Annotated in this window: 15 protein-coding genes; 13 read left to right on the top strand and 2 right to left on the bottom strand. The window is 60.9% G+C overall.

The window, feature by feature from the left end; all coding sequences use genetic code 11:
- The first annotated feature begins 48 nt into the window (after positions 1 to 48).
- Genes pstC through KBW81_RS08205 form a run of 6 tightly spaced genes read left to right on the top strand, consistent with a single transcriptional unit; the run spans position 49 to position 6306 of the window.
- The gene (gene pstC / locus KBW81_RS08180; protein WP_254248957.1) at positions 49 to 1509 is read left to right on the top strand and encodes a phosphate ABC transporter permease subunit PstC; all 1461 of its coding nucleotides are present in this window, start codon (positions 49 to 51) and stop codon (positions 1507 to 1509) included.
- Positions 1506 to 2861 (top strand): phosphate ABC transporter permease PstA, encoded by a 1356-nt coding sequence (pstA, locus tag KBW81_RS08185; protein WP_090191197.1) that lies wholly within the window; start codon positions 1506 to 1508, stop codon positions 2859 to 2861. The genes pstC and pstA overlap by 4 nt, the downstream gene beginning before the upstream one ends.
- A gap of 10 nt (positions 2862 to 2871) precedes the next feature.
- Entirely contained in the window at positions 2872 to 3672 is an 801-nt protein-coding gene (gene pstB, locus KBW81_RS08190) for a phosphate ABC transporter ATP-binding protein PstB (protein ID WP_090191195.1), read from the top strand.
- A 12-nt stretch (positions 3673 to 3684) separates the two neighbouring features.
- A complete protein-coding gene (gene phoU / locus KBW81_RS08195) occupies positions 3685 to 4395 on the top strand; it encodes a phosphate signaling complex protein PhoU (RefSeq protein ID WP_090191193.1) in 711 nt (236 codons plus the stop codon).
- A gap of 4 nt (positions 4396 to 4399) precedes the next feature.
- Entirely contained in the window at positions 4400 to 5086 is a 687-nt protein-coding gene (phoB, locus tag KBW81_RS08200; RefSeq protein WP_090191192.1) for a phosphate regulon transcriptional regulator PhoB, read from the top strand.
- A gap of 38 nt (positions 5087 to 5124) precedes the next feature.
- A complete protein-coding gene (locus KBW81_RS08205; protein WP_254248958.1) occupies positions 5125 to 6306 on the top strand; it encodes a M24 family metallopeptidase in 1182 nt (393 codons plus the stop codon).
- Positions 6307 to 6317: 11 nt separating this feature from the next.
- Here KBW81_RS08205 and gndA read toward each other — a convergent pair whose 3' ends face one another.
- Complete coding sequence (gndA, locus tag KBW81_RS08210; RefSeq protein ID WP_254248959.1) at positions 6318 to 7718, bottom strand: NADP-dependent phosphogluconate dehydrogenase; 1401 nt, start codon at positions 7716 to 7718, stop codon at positions 6318 to 6320.
- Between the two features lie 123 nt (positions 7719 to 7841).
- Between gndA and KBW81_RS08215 the strand changes: the two genes are divergently transcribed.
- The 5 genes from KBW81_RS08215 to KBW81_RS08235 are packed head-to-tail and all read left to right on the top strand — an operon-like array spanning position 7842 to position 12487.
- Positions 7842 to 8312 carry a MaoC family dehydratase gene (locus tag KBW81_RS08215; RefSeq protein ID WP_254248960.1) on the top strand — a complete coding sequence of 157 codons (471 nt, stop codon included), beginning with the start codon at positions 7842 to 7844 and terminating at the stop codon, positions 8310 to 8312.
- A gap of 30 nt (positions 8313 to 8342) precedes the next feature.
- A complete protein-coding gene (locus KBW81_RS08220; RefSeq protein ID WP_254248961.1) occupies positions 8343 to 9575 on the top strand; it encodes an acyl-CoA dehydrogenase family protein in 1233 nt (410 codons plus the stop codon).
- Positions 9576 to 10598, top strand: a complete 1023-nt coding sequence (locus tag KBW81_RS08225; protein WP_254248962.1) for a phosphotransferase family protein — start codon at positions 9576 to 9578, stop codon at positions 10596 to 10598.
- The gene (locus tag KBW81_RS08230) at positions 10595 to 11026 is read left to right on the top strand and encodes a PaaI family thioesterase (protein WP_335641145.1); all 432 of its coding nucleotides are present in this window, start codon (positions 10595 to 10597) and stop codon (positions 11024 to 11026) included. Before KBW81_RS08225 ends, KBW81_RS08230 begins: the two co-directional genes overlap by 4 nt.
- Before the next feature lie 15 nt (positions 11027 to 11041).
- Positions 11042 to 12487 carry a hypothetical protein gene (locus KBW81_RS08235; protein WP_254248963.1) on the top strand — a complete coding sequence of 482 codons (1446 nt, stop codon included), beginning with the start codon at positions 11042 to 11044 and terminating at the stop codon, positions 12485 to 12487.
- Positions 12488 to 12605: 118 nt separating this feature from the next.
- On the opposite strand, the gene KBW81_RS08240 is transcribed toward KBW81_RS08235, so the two are convergent.
- Positions 12606 to 13598 (bottom strand): IS30 family transposase, encoded by a 993-nt coding sequence (locus KBW81_RS08240; protein ID WP_254248964.1) that lies wholly within the window; start codon positions 13596 to 13598, stop codon positions 12606 to 12608.
- Positions 13599 to 13797: 199 nt separating this feature from the next.
- Here KBW81_RS08240 and KBW81_RS08245 point away from each other — a divergent pair, with 199 nt between their 5' ends.
- Together KBW81_RS08245 and KBW81_RS08250 are read left to right on the top strand one after the other, a co-directional pair.
- Positions 13798 to 14460 carry a potassium channel family protein gene (locus KBW81_RS08245; protein ID WP_090191119.1) on the top strand — a complete coding sequence of 221 codons (663 nt, stop codon included), beginning with the start codon at positions 13798 to 13800 and terminating at the stop codon, positions 14458 to 14460.
- A 2-nt stretch (positions 14461 to 14462) separates the two neighbouring features.
- A complete protein-coding gene (locus KBW81_RS08250) occupies positions 14463 to 15812 on the top strand; it encodes a TrkH family potassium uptake protein (RefSeq protein ID WP_254248965.1) in 1350 nt (449 codons plus the stop codon).
- The last annotated feature ends 175 nt before the right edge of the window (positions 15813 to 15987 follow it).

Consider the following 15987-nt stretch of genomic DNA (forward strand, 5'->3'; position numbering starts at 1 on the left):
GGCCAGTTCTGGCGGCGCCCGTTTTTCTGCCTAACGAATGGAACAGCCATGAGCGCCGGTCTTGTCTTTCTTATCGTCGTCCTGATCGCCTTTGCTGGCTTTGTCGTGGGACGGCGCCGCGCACTGGCCACTGCAGGGGGCGACCCGCGCAAGCTGCATTCGCTGCCCGGCTATTACGGGCAAACCGTCTTTATTTTCGCTGCCGCCCCCGCCTTGCTGTTGCTGGTGGTCTGGATGCTGGCGCAACCTTTTTATGTTGAAAACCGCACCTCTGGTCTGATTGACACCGCTGATATCGCAGCGGGCAGTTCGCGCGATCTGGTGATGGCCGATGTGCGCCGCATTTCAGGCGGCATCGACACGCTGGTCGCCATCGGCGGCCAAAGCGAGGCTGACATCGCTACCATGGACGCGCAAGAAGTCGACGTGCGCAAGCTGCTGGCCGGTGTCGGCGTGGCGCTGGGGTCGGACGTGAACCGCAGCGTGTTCGAGGCCGCCAAAAGCTATCGCGGCACCACAGCGACGATGAACCTGATCCGGTCGGTGCTGGTCATCATCGCCAGTCTGGCCGGGGCGGCTTATGCCTATACCCGCATCAACCCGGAATACCGCGCCCGCAACGTGTCGGAATACGCGATCAAGCTGCTGCTGATCGCCTGTTCCAGCATCGCGATCCTGACCACCGTGGGCATCGTGCTGTCGCTGGTGTTCGAAACCTATCACTTCTTTCAGATGTATCCGGCGAAAGACTTCTTCTTCTCCATGACGTGGAACCCGCAGTTCCGTGGCGGCTCTGACCTTGGCATCCTGCCGCTGCTGTGGGGCACGCTGTACGTGTCCTTTATCGCGCTGCTGTTTGCGGTGCCGATTGGCCTGATGGCGGCGATCTATACGGCGGAATACGCAAGCCCGTTGGTGCGGTCCTTTGTGAAACCCGCGATCGAGGTGCTGGCCGGTATCCCGACCATCGTCTACGGTCTGTTCGCCCTTGTCACCGTCGGCCCCTTGCTGCGCGATTACTTTGCGCAGCCCTTGGGCCTTGGCAATTCGTCCTCTTCCGTCATGACCGCTGGCGTCGTCATGGGCATCATGCTGATCCCCTTCGTGTCGTCGCTGTCCGATGACGTCATCAACGCCGTGCCGCAGGCTATGCGCGACGGATCGTCGGGGCTGGGCGCGACCCATTCGGAAACCGTGCGCAAGGTGATCCTGCCTGCCGCGCTGCCCGGCATCGTCGGTGCGATCCTGCTGGCCGCCAGCCGCGCCATTGGCGAGACGATGATCGTCGTGTTGGGGGCAGGGGCCGCGGCCAAGATCAGCGCCAACCCCTTCGAGGCGATGACAACGATTACCGTGAAAATCGTCAGCCAGCTGACCGGCGATACGGAATTTGCATCCCCTGAAACCCTTGTTGCCTTTGCCCTTGGCCTGTCGCTGTTCGTCGTGACGCTGGGGCTGAATATCATCGCACTGGTTATCGTGCGCAAATACCGGGAGCAGTACGAATGACCGACCTGAACACCACAGGCGCGGCCCCCGGCCCGCGCAAGAAAACATCGCTGATGGTGCAAGACGCCCGCACCAAGAAACGCAACGCCGCTGAAAAACGCTTTCGCCTTTATGGCGTGCTGGCCATCGGGATCGCGGTGCTGGCGTTGGTGACTTTGCTGGCCTCTGTGCTGATCAACGGATCGTCCGCGTTCCGCCAGACGTTCATCACGATGGACATCTATCTGGACCCCGCCAAGCTGGACAAAAAAGGCACCGGCGCGATCGAGGATATCGCCAAGGTATCGACCTTTGGCTACGCGCCGCTGATCCAACAGGCGTTCGAGACGGTGTTCGAGAAAGACAACATCGGCGTCGAAGGCATGACACCCAAGACCGCGGCAGAGCTGATCTCTCCCGAAGGGTCGGCCCAGCTGCGCCGCTATGTTTTGGCCAACCCAGAGGAAATCGGCGACACCGTGTCGTTCGACTTCCTCGCTGGCGGGCGCATCGACGGCTATTTCAAAGGCCGCGTGACCATGGCCTCGGCCGAACTGGACAGCAACGTGACGCCAGAGCAGTTGCAACTGGCCGACCAGCTCAAAGACGCGGGCGTGCTGCGCACCAAGTTCAACTGGGACTTTCTGACCAACGCCGACGCATCGGAAAACCGGCCCGAGGCGGCAGGTCTGGGCGTCGCGATCATCGGCTCGCTTTACATGATGATGGTTGTGCTGGTTCTGGCGCTGCCCATCGGCGTCGCGGCCAGTATCTACCTAGAGGAATTCGCGCCCAAGAACCGCTGGACCGATATCATCGAGGTCAACATCGCCAACCTTGCCGCTGTGCCGTCGATTGTGTTCGGTATCCTTGGCCTTGCGATTTTCATCAACTTTGCAGGCCTGCCCAAATCCGCGCCCATCGTGGGCGGCCTTGTGCTGACCCTGATGACGCTGCCGACGATTATCATCGCAACGCGGGCCTCGCTGAAATCCGTGCCGCCGTCGATCCGCTCTGCCGCGCTTGGCATTGGCGCGTCCAAGATGCAGACCGTGTTCCACCACGTCCTGCCCTTGGCGCTGCCCGGTATCCTGACCGGCACGATCCTTGGTCTGGCGCAGGCGCTCGGTGAAACCGCGCCCTTGCTGCTGATCGGCATGGTTGCCTTCGTGCGCGACTTCCCGGGTGCGCCGCCAGAGGGTCTGTTCGACCCCGCCGCGGCCCTGCCGGTGCAGGTCTACAACTGGACGCAGCGCGCTGACCCCGCCTTCGTCGAACGTGCGCAGGGGGCCATCATCACGTTGTTGGTGTTCTTGCTGATTATGAATACGGTGGCGATCATTCTGCGCCGCCGCTTTGAACGCCGCTGGTAAGGGTGCTGAAATGGAAGATATGTATCATATGGATAGGGCCATGACCGGAACCCAAGACATCAAGATCTCTGCCCGCGACGTGAACGTATATTATGGCGAAAAGCACGCCATCAAAAACGTCAGCGTGGAAATTGCAGACAAGACCGTCACCGCCTTTATCGGCCCGTCGGGCTGCGGCAAATCAACGTTCCTGCGGTGCATCAACCGCATGAACGACACCATCGACATCGCCCGCGTGACCGGCAACATCCTGATCGACGGCGAAGACATCACTGATCCCCGCGTCGATCCCGTGCAGCTGCGCGCCAAGGTCGGCATGGTGTTTCAAAAGCCGAACCCGTTCCCCAAGTCGATCTATGACAACGTGGCGTACGGTCCGAAAATCCACGGCATGTCCCGCAACAAGACCGACCTGGACGAGATCGTAGAGCGCGCCCTGCGCCGCGGCGCCATCTGGGAAGAGGTCAAGGACCGCCTGCATGAACCCGGCACCGGATTGTCCGGCGGCCAGCAGCAGCGTCTGTGCATCGCCCGCGCTGTGGCGACAGAACCCGAAGTGCTGTTGATGGACGAGCCTTGCTCTGCCCTAGACCCCATCGCCACCGCGCAGGTCGAGGAATTGATCGACGAGCTGCGCCAGAACTATTCCGTCGTCATCGTCACGCACTCTATGCAGCAGGCGGCGCGCGTCAGCCAAAAGACCGCGTTCTTTCACCTTGGCGACATGGTGGAATACGGCGAAACCGACAAGATTTTCACCAACCCAGAAGACCCCCGCACCGAGAGCTATATCTCGGGCCGGATCGGGTAAGGAGCGGCTGACATGCACGAACAACACATCTCCTCGGCGTATGATCGCGATCTTGATGCGATCACCACGCTGATCCTGAAAATGGGCGGACTGGTCGAGGACGCGATCCTGCAGGCCGCCGAAAGCCTTGCCACACGCGATCTGGAACTGGCGCAAAAGGTCCGCGCCGGTGACAAAGTGATCGACGCGCTGGAGCTGGAAATCAGCGAAGCCGCTGCCCGCACAATCGCGCTGCGGGCCCCTGTATCCAAAGACCTGCGCTCGCTGCTTACCGTGCTGCGTCTGGCGGCATCGCTGGAACGCATTGGCGATTATGCGAAAAACATGGCCAAGCGGACGTCCGTTCTTGTCGACATGTCGCCCATCGCCGGGGCAGAGGCGTCCTTGCGCCGCATGGCCCGCGAAGTGCAGGGCATGCTGAAAGACACCCTTGATGCCTACGTCAAAGGCGACGTGCAGATGGCCGAGGATGTGCGCCAGCACGACCAAGACGTTGACCAGATGTACAACGCTCTGTTCCGCGAATTCCTGACCTTTATGATGGAAGACCCGCGCAACATCACCGCCTGTATGCACCTGCATTTTATGGCGAAAAACATCGAACGCATGGGCGATCTGACCACCAATATGGCAGAGCAGGTGATCTATCTGATCACCGGCGAAATGCCCGAAGAGGCGCGCCCGAAAAGCGACAAAACCGCCTATATGACTCACCCGGAGTGAACCGATGGCATCCCAACCCCACGTTCTGATCGTCGAAGACGAAGAAGCGCAACGCGAGGTTTTAGCCTATAACCTAGAGGCCGAAGGCTTTCGCGTCACCCGCGCCGAAGACGGCGAGGAGGGGCTTTTGATGGTCTCAGAGGATCCGCCCGACGTCATCGTGCTGGACTGGATGCTGCCCCGCGTGACGGGCATCGAGGTGTGCCGCAGGCTCAAGGTCGACCCCGCCACACGCGGCATTGCGATCATCATGCTGTCGGCCCGGTCCGAAGAGGTCGACAAGGTGCGCGGCTTGGAAACCGGCGCGGACGATTATGTCACCAAGCCCTATTCCGTGACCGAACTGATGGCCCGCGTGCGCAGCCAGCTGCGCCGCGTGCGGCCAACGACTGTGGGGCAGGTGCTGGCGTTTGACGACATCCTGCTGGACGCCGAAACCCACCGCGTCAGCCGTGACGGTAGTGCGCTAAAACTCGGCCCGACAGAATTTCGCCTGCTGTCCACCTTTATGGAAAAGCCGGGCCGGGTGTGGTCGCGTGATCAACTGCTGGACCGGGTCTGGGGCCGCGACATCTATGTCGACACGCGCACCGTCGATGTGCACGTCGGGCGCCTGCGAAAGGCGCTTACTGCCTGCGGCGGCAGCGATCCTGTGCGCACGGTGCGCGGCGCGGGCTACGCGCTCGGATAATCGTTGCCAGAACGGGCAGGGCGGGATCATAGTAATCTATGACCCACCCGAACCCCGCCTTTGACGCTGCCGAATACGCGGACCGCTTGGGCCGCGTGCGGGCAGCAATGGACCGCGCCGGTCTGGACGTCCTTTTCATCACGGACCCCAGCAACATGGGCTGGCTGACCGGCTATGACGGCTGGTCGTTCTATGTGCATCAAGGCGTCTTGGTCGGCCCAGACGGGCCGCCGCGGTGGTGGGGCCGCGGCATGGACGCCGCAGGCGCGCTGCGCACCGTCTGGATGCCGGACACAGCGATCCACGGCTACGACGACAGCTATGTCCAGAACCCGGACAAACACGCGATGCTGGACCTTTGCGCGCTGATCAAAGCCTGCGGCTGGGATCGTGGGCGCGTTGGGTTTGAATTCGACAATTATTACTTTACCGCAGCTGCTTACAAGACGATCTTAAACCACTTACCCCACGTGGACGCGGTCGATGCCACCGCCCTTGTGAACTGGTGCCGCGCCGTAAAATCACCGACAGAGGTCACCTATCTGCGCCGCGCGGGCGCTATCGTGACCCGGATGCATCAGCACATCGCAGAGGTGGCAGAGGCGGGCATGCCGAAAAACATGCTGGTCGCACAGATCATGGCGACCGGGATCGAGGGGGCGGAGGGCCACTGGGGCGACTACCCGGCGATCGTGCCAATGGCACCGTCCGGCCGCGACGCCACCGCGCCGCATTTGACATGGGACGACAGCCCGCTGCTGCGCGATGTGCCTACTTTCTTTGAGATTGCAGGCGCTTACAGGCGCTACCAGTGCCCGCAGTCGCGGACCTTGTTCCTTGGCCATGTGCCCGACACGTATCGCAAGGCCGAAGCCGCCGTCGCGGATGCAACGCAGGCCGTCCTTGGCATGGCCGCCCCGGGTCTGCGCTGCGAGGATTTGGCCCGTGTGTTTAACGGCACGCTGGCCCAGCACGGTTTTCACAAAGACAGCCGCGTCGGCTATGCCATCGGCATGTCCTATCCGCCGGACTGGGGAGAGCGCACCATGTCCCTGCGGGCGGGCGATAAGACAGCTTTAAAGGCGGGCATGACGTTTCATTTCATGCCTGCGCTTTGGCTTGATGACGGCGGGATCGAAATGACAGAGCCGATCCTGATCACGGGCACCGGGTGCGAACGTCTGACGACGACGCCGCCCGGCTTGGTGGTCAAACCTTAGACAGGCTCGCCTTAGTCTGCCCAAGGCCCGTGAAAGCCTTTGCCTTCGCGGTCCAGTCGCTCGAACCCGTGACGACCAAAGTAGTCGCGCTGGCCTTGCAGCATGTTCGCCGTGCCGCGGTGGGTGCGCATGGTGTCGAAATACGCAAGGCCTGATGACAGCGCGGGAACCGCCAGACCATGCAGCGCGGCCTGCGCAACAACAGCGCGCAATGCGCCATGCGTTGCCTTAAGGTTGCCTGCGAAGGTGTTGGCAAACATCAGGTTTTTGTCCGGATCTTCGGAAAGAGCCGTCGCCATATCGTCCAGCATCACCGACCGGATAATGCAGCCAGCACGCCAGACCTTGGCGATTTCTGGCAGCGGCAGGTTCCAGCCAAACTGCTCTGACGCGCCGCTGATCATGGTAAAGCCCTGCGCGTAGCAGATGATCTTGCCGGCAATCAGCGCCTGTTCCAGCTGGTCGACTGTCAAAGCACCGTCCAGTGCCTGCGGGGCGGCGCCAAAGATGTCTTCGCCCGTCTGGCGCAGATTGCGCGCGGCAGACAGGTTGCGGGCGGCGACGGCAGCCTCGATCGCGGGGACGGGGGCACCAAGGTGCTGCGCCTCGATCGCGGTCCAGCGGCCGGTGCCTTTTTGGCCAGCGGCATCGGTGATGATATCCAGCAACGGGCGGCCTGTGTCCGTGTCCTTGGCTTCTGCCACGCGGGCCGAGATTTCGATCAGGTAAGACGCCAGCGGGCCAGTATTCCAGCGGTCAAAGACGGCAGCGATCGCGGCGTTGTCTAGCCCCATACCATCGCGCAGGATGCCATAAACCTCTGCAATCATTTGCATATCGGCATATTCGATACCGTTGTGCACAGCTTTGACGAAGTGGCCTGCGCCTTGCTCGCCCATCCAGGTGGCGCAGGGTGTGCCGTCGTGCTTGGCGGAAATCGCGGTCAGGATATGGGCGACCCGGTCCCAAGACGCCTTGTTGCCGCCGCCCATGATCGACGGGCCAAAGCGCGCGCCTTCTTCGCCGCCCGATACACCGATGCCAAGGAAAGGCTTATCGCCTGCCGCCTCGGCCCGGCGGTTAGTGTCGTGAAAATTGGCGTTGCCAGCGTCGATGATCAGGTCGTTGTCATCCAGCAGCGGGCGCAGCGCCGCGATCTGTTGGTCAACGGCATCGCCAGCAGGCACCATCAGGATAATCGCGCGGGGCGACTTGAGGCTGGCGACGAAGTCTTCCAGCGTTTCAGTCGCGGTAATGCGCGGGGCCAGATCGCCAGCGGTGGCTTTGAAATCCTGCGTGACGCGCGCGGTACGGTTGTAAACGGCGATGTCGAATCCGTTGTCCGCGATGTTCAGCGCAAGCGCCGCGCCCATCGTACCAAGCCCCAAAAGGCCGATTTCACTCTTGCTCATGTACCGCTCCAATCCAATGTTGCGGTGGGTTTACCGCGCAGGGGGCGGGGAAACAATATCGCAAGGGTTGCCCCCGGCCAGCAGCGGCATAAGGTGCAGGTCCACGCCAATCAGAGGGCCCGGATGACCACGCCGCATATCACGATTGCGCAGCTGCGCGCACAGGCCGGAAGCCGAGCGTTTCAGTCAGGCTGGCACCTGATTGACCAGCCGATGATCGACGCCTTTGCCGCGCTGACAAAGGACCATCAGTTCATTCATACCGACCCAGAACGCGCCAAGGACGGCCCCTTTGGCACCACGGTCGCGCACGGGTTTCTGACGCTGTCGTTACTTAGCGTCATGGCCGAACAGGCGCTGCCGCCGCTTGCCGGACTGCGGCTTAGCATCAACTATGGGTTTGATCGGCTGCGGTTTATTGCGCCAGTGCCCGCAGGAAGCGAGGTGCGCGCAGATTTGCAGGTGCAGGCGGTCGACACGGACAAGCCGGGGCAGGTCAAGGTGACGTGGGATGTGGAGGTTATCATCCGGGGCCAAGACAAGCCCGCGCTTGTCGCGCAGTGGATACATCTGCATCTGGTCGATGCGGAATAGTATAAATATGACAATGGGATGGAGCATGTTATGGACCTAGGGATCAGCGACCGCGCCGCGCCCCTGATCGCCGCGATCAAGGACATGATCGCCGCGCAGATCGCCCCGGTCGAGGCGGAATTTGCCGCTGAAGTCGGCAAGCATCCGGATGGCCGCTTTGCCCTGACAGACCGGCAAATCGCGATCATGGAGGGGTTGAAGCAGACCGCGCGGGACCGCGGCTTGTGGAACTTTTGGCTGACCGGCAGCGACGCCGGATACGGGCTGACGACCGTCGAATACGCCTATCTGGCCGAGGAAATGGGCAAATCGACCCTCGCGGCCGAGGTGTTCAATTGCAACGCCCCCGACACCGGCAACATGGAAGTGCTGGAACGCTACGGCAGCGCGGCACATAAAGAACGCTGGCTAAAGCCTTTGCTGGCTGGGGAAATTCGCTCTGCCTACGCAATGACGGAACCCGATATCGCATCATCCGATGCCACGAATATCGCATTGCAAGCGGTGCGGGACGGCGATGACTATGTCCTAAACGGAGAGAAATGGTGGATTTCCGGCGCAGGCGATCCGCGCTGCAAGCTGGTCATCGTGATGGCCCAGACCGATCCAGAGGCTGCCAAACATCAGCGTCATTCAATGTTCCTGATGGATATGGACACGCCCGGTCTGCGCATCTTGCGGCCCATGCAGGTCTTTGGCCATGACGACGCGCCGCACGGGCATATGCATTTGGAATTCAAGGACGTACGGGTGCCAGCGGATCAAATGGTGCTGGGGCAGGGACGCGGGTTCGAGGTTGCGCAGGGCCGTCTTGGGCCGGGGCGCATTCACCACTGCATGCGGGCGATTGGTCAAGCAGAGCGGGCGCTGGAACTGCTGTGCGAACGCGCTGTGAGCCGCCGCGCCTTTGGCAAACCGCTGGCAGAACTGGGCGCGAACTTTGACATCATCGCCGACGCCCGCATCCAGATAGAGGCGACGCGGCTGCTGTGCCTGAAAGCGGCGTGGATGATGGACACTGCCGGCACCCGGGCCGCGCAGCCTTGGATCAGCATGATCAAGGTCGCAGCGCCGCTGATGGCTTTGCGCGTGGTGGACGAGGCGATGCAAATGCACGGCGGCATGGGCGTGTCGCAGGATACACCGCTGGCGTGGATGTGGACGCAACTGCGCACGCTGCGCTTTGCCGATGGGCCCGATGCGGTACACCGCAGGCAGGTCGCGCGGGCAGAGTTAAAGAAATATGTGAAGGACACCAAATAGATGGCAGATGATCTTAATGTAGCCGCCGTCGCCGATTGGGTTGATAACCGTCTGCCGGGGCTCGGCGGCGATGTCACGGTGCACCGCTTTGCAGTCGGCCAGTCCAACCCGACGTTCCGTCTGGATACCTCAGCGGGGTCTTATGTCTTGCGCCGCAAACCGGGGGGCGTTCTGCTGAAATCAGCCCATGCGGTTGAACGTGAATTTGCAGTGCAAAAGGCGTTGCAGGGGACGGGCGTTCCGGTGCCGCAGATGCACCTGCTGTGCGAGGACGTGAGCGTCATTGGCGCGCCGTTCTATCTGATGGACCACGTGGATGGTCGCAGCTTTGACGACCCGCGTCTGCCAGACCAGACACCGCCGCAACGCGCGGCGATTATCGATTCCATGAACGCGACGCTTGCGGCGATCCATGATGTCGATTTGCAGGCGGTTGGCCTGTCAGACTACGGCCCCGGCGGTGATTACTATGCGCGCCAAATCGGGCGCTGGGTCAAACAATACCGCGCCACCGCGACCGAAGAGATCCCCGCAATGGAGGATCTGATCACTTGGCTCGAGGCGAACACGCCGGGCGATGATGGCCGCCGCACGCTGGTGCATGGCGATTATCGCATCGACAACCTGCTGTTTGCCAAGGATGGCACCGATGTTGTGGCCGTGCTGGATTGGGAACTGTCGACGCTGGGTCACCCCTTTGCCGATCTGGCCGCCGTGATCATGCAGTGGCGCATGCCGCCGGGCGCGGATGGGCGGGGGCTGGCGGGTGTCGATCGGGCCGCGTTGGGTCTGCCATCCGACGCTGATTTCATCGCGGCCTATTGCAAGCGGCGCGGGCTGGACGGGATCAATGGTTTCGGCTTTTACCTCGCGTTTTGCTTTTTCCGCATGGGCGCGATCTTGCAAGGCGTTAAGAAACGCGGGATGGAGGGGAATGCCTCTAACCCGGAAAAGGCTGCGAAGCTCGGGGCTTATGTGCCGCTCTTCGCGCAGCAGGGTCTTAACGCCACGCAGGACGAATGATGACACACACAGCAGACCACCTAGACCCCGCATTGGTCGAGGATAGCTATCCGATGCAATCGCTGATCGGCATGACCATGACCCATTGGGACGAGGGGATTTCGCGCTTTCGCTTGCCCCTTCGGCCAGAGCTGATGAACCGCTACGGCATCCCGCATGGCGGGCTCTATGCGGTCATTCTGGATACGGTGATGGGATATGCGGGCTCTTATACCGGGGACGCCGCGCGCAAGCAGATGGTGATGACCCTGACGCTGACGACGAATTTCCTTGCGCGGCCACAAGGCGTGATCCTGACGGGTGAAGGTCGCCGCGTAGGTGGCGGAAAATCCACGTATTTTGCCGAAGGCACCGTGACGGACGAACTGGGCACGGTCATCGCAACTGGCTCAGGCACGTTCCGCTACCGGCGCGGCACAGGCAGCTAAGGGCAGGGCGCGGGGATGGCGACGCAGACACAGGCAGACCTGCGCGGCGCAGTGGCGCGGCCGCCTGCGGGCTCTGTTCTAGGTGCAATCCTGCTCGCGGGGGGCTTTTTTGCCTATATCGCGTCCATCCTACTGGATCAGCCGCTGGCGACGGACCTGAGCGCCTTGCTGATCCTGTGCTTTATCGCGCTGAACCTTGGCCGTGCATCGCGCATTGTGCAGATGTTCGCGGCGGCCTCTGTGCTGATCGCGCTGGCAGGCTGGGTCAGCGGCACAATCACGCTGGCAGACTACGGCGTGGCGGCAGGGCGCGTGGCATTTCTGACCTCGATCCTTGTGGCGTTAATCTTTTTGCGGCTCGTGGCACAGCATGACGCGGCCTTTGCTGCGGCGGGCGGGTTTCTGGCCAGCCAGCCGCCATCGCGGCGCTATGTCTCGCTTGGGATCGGCGGCAATCTGTTTGGCGTGCTGCTGAACCTTGGCGGGCTTGGCCTGCTGATCGAAATGACGCTGGCGGGCCAACGCCGAATGGAGGCCGCAAACGGCGTCAGCAGCGCCGTGCATGACGTGCGTGAGCGGCGCATCGTGACGGCCATCGTGCGCGGCTTTGCAACCATCGCGTTCTGGTCGCCCTTTGGCATCGCGCTGAACACCTTGCTGCTGATCCTGACGGATCTGCACTGGGCCGATGCCGCCCCGTGGGGCGTTGCGTTTTCCTTTGGTTTTCTCGCGTTAGGGGCCGTTATGGATGTGATCGAACGGCGCATATTCCCCATCTTGCCCAAGCCCGTGGTCGTGCCACCATCGCCGGGGGACGCGGCGGGGCTTTGGGCGGTCTTGGCACATCTGGTCGGGCTTGGCTTGCTGGTCGTCGGCGGCGATGTGATCCTGCCATTTTCCTTCCAAGAGGTGCTGGTCACGGTCGTGCCGATCTATGCCCTGATCTGGGCGTTCGCACGTTTTGGCACGTTCGGCCCAAAACGCCTGCGCGGCGATTTTGTTGCAAATTCAGCGCGCTACGTGAACGAAGTCGGCGTTTTCGCGCTGGCTGGCCTGATCGGCGCATTGCTGGTCGCGATGGTCCCACAAGACGCTTTGGACCCAGTGCTGCTGGCCATTGTCGATTTCGGCGGCCCGGTCGCCTTGGTTTTGGCGTTGGCCTGGGCGACACTGGCGCTGGCGATGGTCGGCTTTCATCCGATCATTAGCGTGGTGATCCTGGCCGAATTCATGGCCCGCACGCCGCTTATCTCTCAACAGGCGACATTGCTGGCGCTGCTGACAGGCTGGACGCTGACCGTATGCCTGGCGCCGCTGGCGACGACGGCCACTTACGTCGGCGCGATCGTGAACCGCAGCCCGTTGGTTGTCAGCTTGCGCTGGAACGGCGTGTTTGGACTTGTCGGGCTGGCGGCGTTTTCAGCCGTGCTGGTGGCTGGCGTGACGTTCGGGTGGTTCTGAGCGGGAGACAAGCACGGCGCTTTTCCTGCAAGGGTCTGACGCATCGCGATGCTGACAGGCAGGTGACATTTCGGCTTTGCTGCTGTTGGAATCTCAAGGTACGTTGCGACAGGTCCCGCTATCTCAGTTTCATCAGTTCTTCCCTGAATGCTTCAGTTGGCGTTCTCCATCCAAGGCACTTTCTGGGCGTGCCATTCAAGCGGTCGCAAATCGACTTCATATCTCGATTTGAGAGTGCGGCCACGGGCGCGTCCCTTGGCAGATATCGCCGTGCGCGCTTGTTCAGATTCTCGACAGATCCCTTCTGCCACGGCGCCTGCGGATCACAGAACCATGCCTCCGTTCCGATCCCTGGCTTGAGTTTACGCCAGTTCCTAAACTCGATCCCACGGTCAAACGTGATCGATTTGCGCGCCAATTGGGGCAGGGGTTCGATCACGCTCATCAGCTTGTTCATCAGGTGCGTTGTGCTGCGGTCGTTGTTGCGGAACAACACGGCAAAGCGCGTCTTGCGTTCGACCAACGAAGCGACATTAGTCTTGCCCTGCGCGCGCTCAAAGATCATCAGATCGCCTTCCCAATCGCCAAATGTCTCACGCGTTTTAACGTAGTCTGGCCGTTCGTGGATTGACCGATCGGGCGGGAAAACAAGGCCACGCGGTGTGCGTCGGCGGCGTGGCTGCCGTTTCTTGCGCCGATGCGGAAGGTGACGAGCCAACTCTTCCGCCTGGCCATCCGGGCCGTAAACATAGGCATAGATCGTCTCGTGGCTCACACGCAATGGTTGGCCATCATATTGCAAACGACCGGCGATCTGTTCCGGTGACCATCCGGCCACCAGCTGCGTGATCACGTGCTTTCGCAAGTCCACAAACCGCACCAGCTTGCGACGCCGCGCACGCCGAGTCATTGCTGACCGCTGCGCATTCATTCCGTAGTAGCCATTCAGCTTCGGCAACTCATGATCGACGAACCTGTTCCGTTTGATCTCTCGGAACACGGTTGAACGATGCCTGCCGATCTCAGCAGCGATTTTGTCTACCGACATCTTCGCATTCAACATATCTTCAATTGTGCGTCTCTCACGCAAACCTAACTCTGTGTGGGCCATCTTCCGTTCTCCTTGCTTTCCAGCAAGATAGGGGATTTGTCGCAACCCAGTTTAGAATGTGCCCTGTGCAGATCCATGGGACGTATAATCAGTATTATGTGATATATAGCCTTGCCACAGTTGCTTTGAACTTCTTACTTTCACTGCGCCCCCAAAGTATTATGACTGCCTTGAACTGCACGAAACAGGACAGATCGTCATGGCATACGGCAAACGCACCTTCGGCATCATCGGCCTTGGCATCTTTGGCAGCACCGTCGCGAACGAGCTAGCGCGCTTTGGAAACCATATCATCGGCATCGACGTGAACGAACAAGCCGTGACCAATATGGCGGACAAGATATCTCAGGCCATGATTGTCGACGCCCGTGATGATGCGGCGCTGCGCGAGGCTGGGATCGGCGATTGCGACGTTGGCTTGGTCGCCATGGGCGACGATCTAGAGGCGTCGATCCTTGCGGTCATGAACCTGAAACTGATCGGCGTGCCCATCGTCTGGGCAAAAGCGCGGACCAAGACCCATCACCGTATCCTACTCAAGCTTGGCGTTGACCGCGTCATTCATCCAGAGCTGGAGGTCGGCCAACATATCGCGCAGGTGCTGAACAACCCGCTGGTGCGTGATTATGTCAGCCTTGGCAATGGCTATCACGTTGTAAACTTTCGCATTCCCAAAAGCCTTGAAGGTCGCAAGCTGTCCGATTTGCCCCACACCAAGGATTACAATTTGCGGTGTGTCGGCGTCATGCGCGGCACGGAATTCGCGGGCCAAGATAGCACGGATTGCACGTTGCAAGGTGACGATTTGCTGCTGCTGCTTGGGCAACGCAAAGATCTGCACGACTTCGCCGAGAGCCTGTGACCGTGGCACGCAAAAGCGCCCGTGGCCGTCTGGGATTGCAAACGTTTCGCCTGCCGCCGCCCGCGACACTGGCATTGTTGTACCTGTTTTCGATCCTCATCGGCGGCGGCGTCTTGTGGTTGCCGATCTCGGTCCAGCAGCCTGTATCGCTGTTCACAGCGCTCTTTATCTCAACCTCTGCGGTCACGGTGACGGGCCTTTCGACGGTCGATGTCGGCACGACGTTTACCGTGTTCGGCGAAGCTGTGATCATGATCCTGATCCAACTTGGCGGCCTTGGCCTGATGACCTTTGCCGTGCTTGTCCTGTCAGCCTTGGGCATCCCGGTCGGCATGCCGCAGCGCCTGATCCTGCGCGAAGATTTGAACCAAACGGCCCTGAACAATCTGACAGTGCTCGTGCGCGTTATCTTTTCAGTCGCGATCCTATGCGAGGTCGTCGGCCTGCTGGCCCTTTCCATCGTTTGGGTGCCGCAATTCGGCTGGGCGCAAGGCCTGTGGTATGCGGCCTTTCACAGCGTATCGGCATTTAACAACGCAGGCTTTGCGCTTTTCCCCGGCAACCTGAGTGCCTTTGTGGACGACGCTATTGTCAATATAACCATCCCTGCCCTGTTTATCCTCGGCGGCCTTGGTTTTATCGTCGTCGGCGACATCTATCAGAAACGGCGTTGGGGCGCGTTGACGCTTCATTCCAAGCTGATGCTCGTCGGTACAGGCAGCCTGATTGCGTTTGCCTTTGTGATGTTCGCCTTTTTAGAATGGTCCAATCCCGGCACCCTTGGCGGATTAAAGGGACCGGGCGCAAAGCTATGGGCCAGCTGGTTCCAAGCCGTCACGCCGCGCACCGCTGGTTTCAACACCATCGACACAGGCGCAATGCACGATAGCACCACACTTATGACCATGATGTTAATGCTCGTCGGCGGCGGCAGCACATCGACGGCTGGCGGCATCAAGGTCACGACGCTCATCGTGCTCATCCTCGCCACGGTTGCGTTCTTTCGCCGCCAATCGTCGCTGCACGTCTTCGGCCGCAGCCTCAAGCTTGAAGAAATCATGAAGGTCATGGCCCTGACCACTGTCAGCATGATCATGGTCGCCGGCGGCATCTTTGCCATGACGATCAATCACGACGGCGAATTCATCGACCTGATGTTCGAGGTCACCTCTGCCTTCGGCACGGTCGGCCTGTCACGCGGCACAACCGGAGAGTTGGATACGTTCGGTCTGTCGATGATCATGGTGATGATGTTCTTCGGCCGCGTCGGCCCGCTGACCATCGGATTTTTCCTCGCCACCCGCAGCGCCCCGCGTGTGAAATACCCCGCCGGACAAATTTATCTGGGGTAAACAGCGCCCTGCCCCGACGGCGTCCGCTTGCCCACGTCTTCTCGTCAAAAATATCCTGGGGGGCCGGCGGTTGGTGCGCCACTGGTTCAAGAACCAGCCGGCGGCGGGCAAGGCCCCCATATATGGCCCTGCTTCGTCCGCAATTGGGCGGATCACAATGCCCCCCCCAAACACA

It is taken from the genome of Loktanella salsilacus, from assembly GCF_024206795.1.
In the GTDB taxonomy this organism is placed as follows: Bacteria; Pseudomonadota; Alphaproteobacteria; order Rhodobacterales; family Rhodobacteraceae; genus Loktanella; species Loktanella salsilacus.

Bases quoted from the DNA above. Each gene is read 5' to 3' on its own strand.
- KBW81_RS08230 (WP_335641145.1), top strand. From the start codon at position 10,595: ATGATGACACACACAGCAGACCACCTAGACCCCGCATTGGTCGAGGAT.
- KBW81_RS08225 (WP_254248962.1), top strand. From the start codon at position 9,576: ATGGCAGATGATCTTAATGTAGCCGCCGTCGCCGATTGGGTTGATAAC.
- KBW81_RS08235 (WP_254248963.1), top strand. From the start codon at position 11,042: ATGGCGACGCAGACACAGGCAGACCTGCGCGGCGCAGTGGCGCGGCCG.
- KBW81_RS08215 (WP_254248960.1), top strand. From the start codon at position 7,842: ATGACCACGCCGCATATCACGATTGCGCAGCTGCGCGCACAGGCCGGA.
- gndA (WP_254248959.1), bottom strand. From the start codon at position 7,718: ATGAGCAAGAGTGAAATCGGCCTTTTGGGGCTTGGTACGATGGGCGCG.
- phoU (WP_090191193.1), top strand. From the start codon at position 3,685: ATGCACGAACAACACATCTCCTCGGCGTATGATCGCGATCTTGATGCG.
- KBW81_RS08205 (WP_254248958.1), top strand. From the start codon at position 5,125: ATGACCCACCCGAACCCCGCCTTTGACGCTGCCGAATACGCGGACCGC.
- pstB (WP_090191195.1), top strand. From the start codon at position 2,872: ATGGAAGATATGTATCATATGGATAGGGCCATGACCGGAACCCAAGAC.
- KBW81_RS08220 (WP_254248961.1), top strand. From the start codon at position 8,343: ATGGACCTAGGGATCAGCGACCGCGCCGCGCCCCTGATCGCCGCGATC.
- pstA (WP_090191197.1), top strand. From the start codon at position 1,506: ATGACCGACCTGAACACCACAGGCGCGGCCCCCGGCCCGCGCAAGAAA.
- KBW81_RS08245 (WP_090191119.1), top strand. From the start codon at position 13,798: ATGGCATACGGCAAACGCACCTTCGGCATCATCGGCCTTGGCATCTTT.
- phoB (WP_090191192.1), top strand. From the start codon at position 4,400: ATGGCATCCCAACCCCACGTTCTGATCGTCGAAGACGAAGAAGCGCAA.
- KBW81_RS08240 (WP_254248964.1), bottom strand. From the start codon at position 13,598: ATGGCCCACACAGAGTTAGGTTTGCGTGAGAGACGCACAATTGAAGAT.
- pstC (WP_254248957.1), top strand. From the start codon at position 49: ATGAGCGCCGGTCTTGTCTTTCTTATCGTCGTCCTGATCGCCTTTGCT.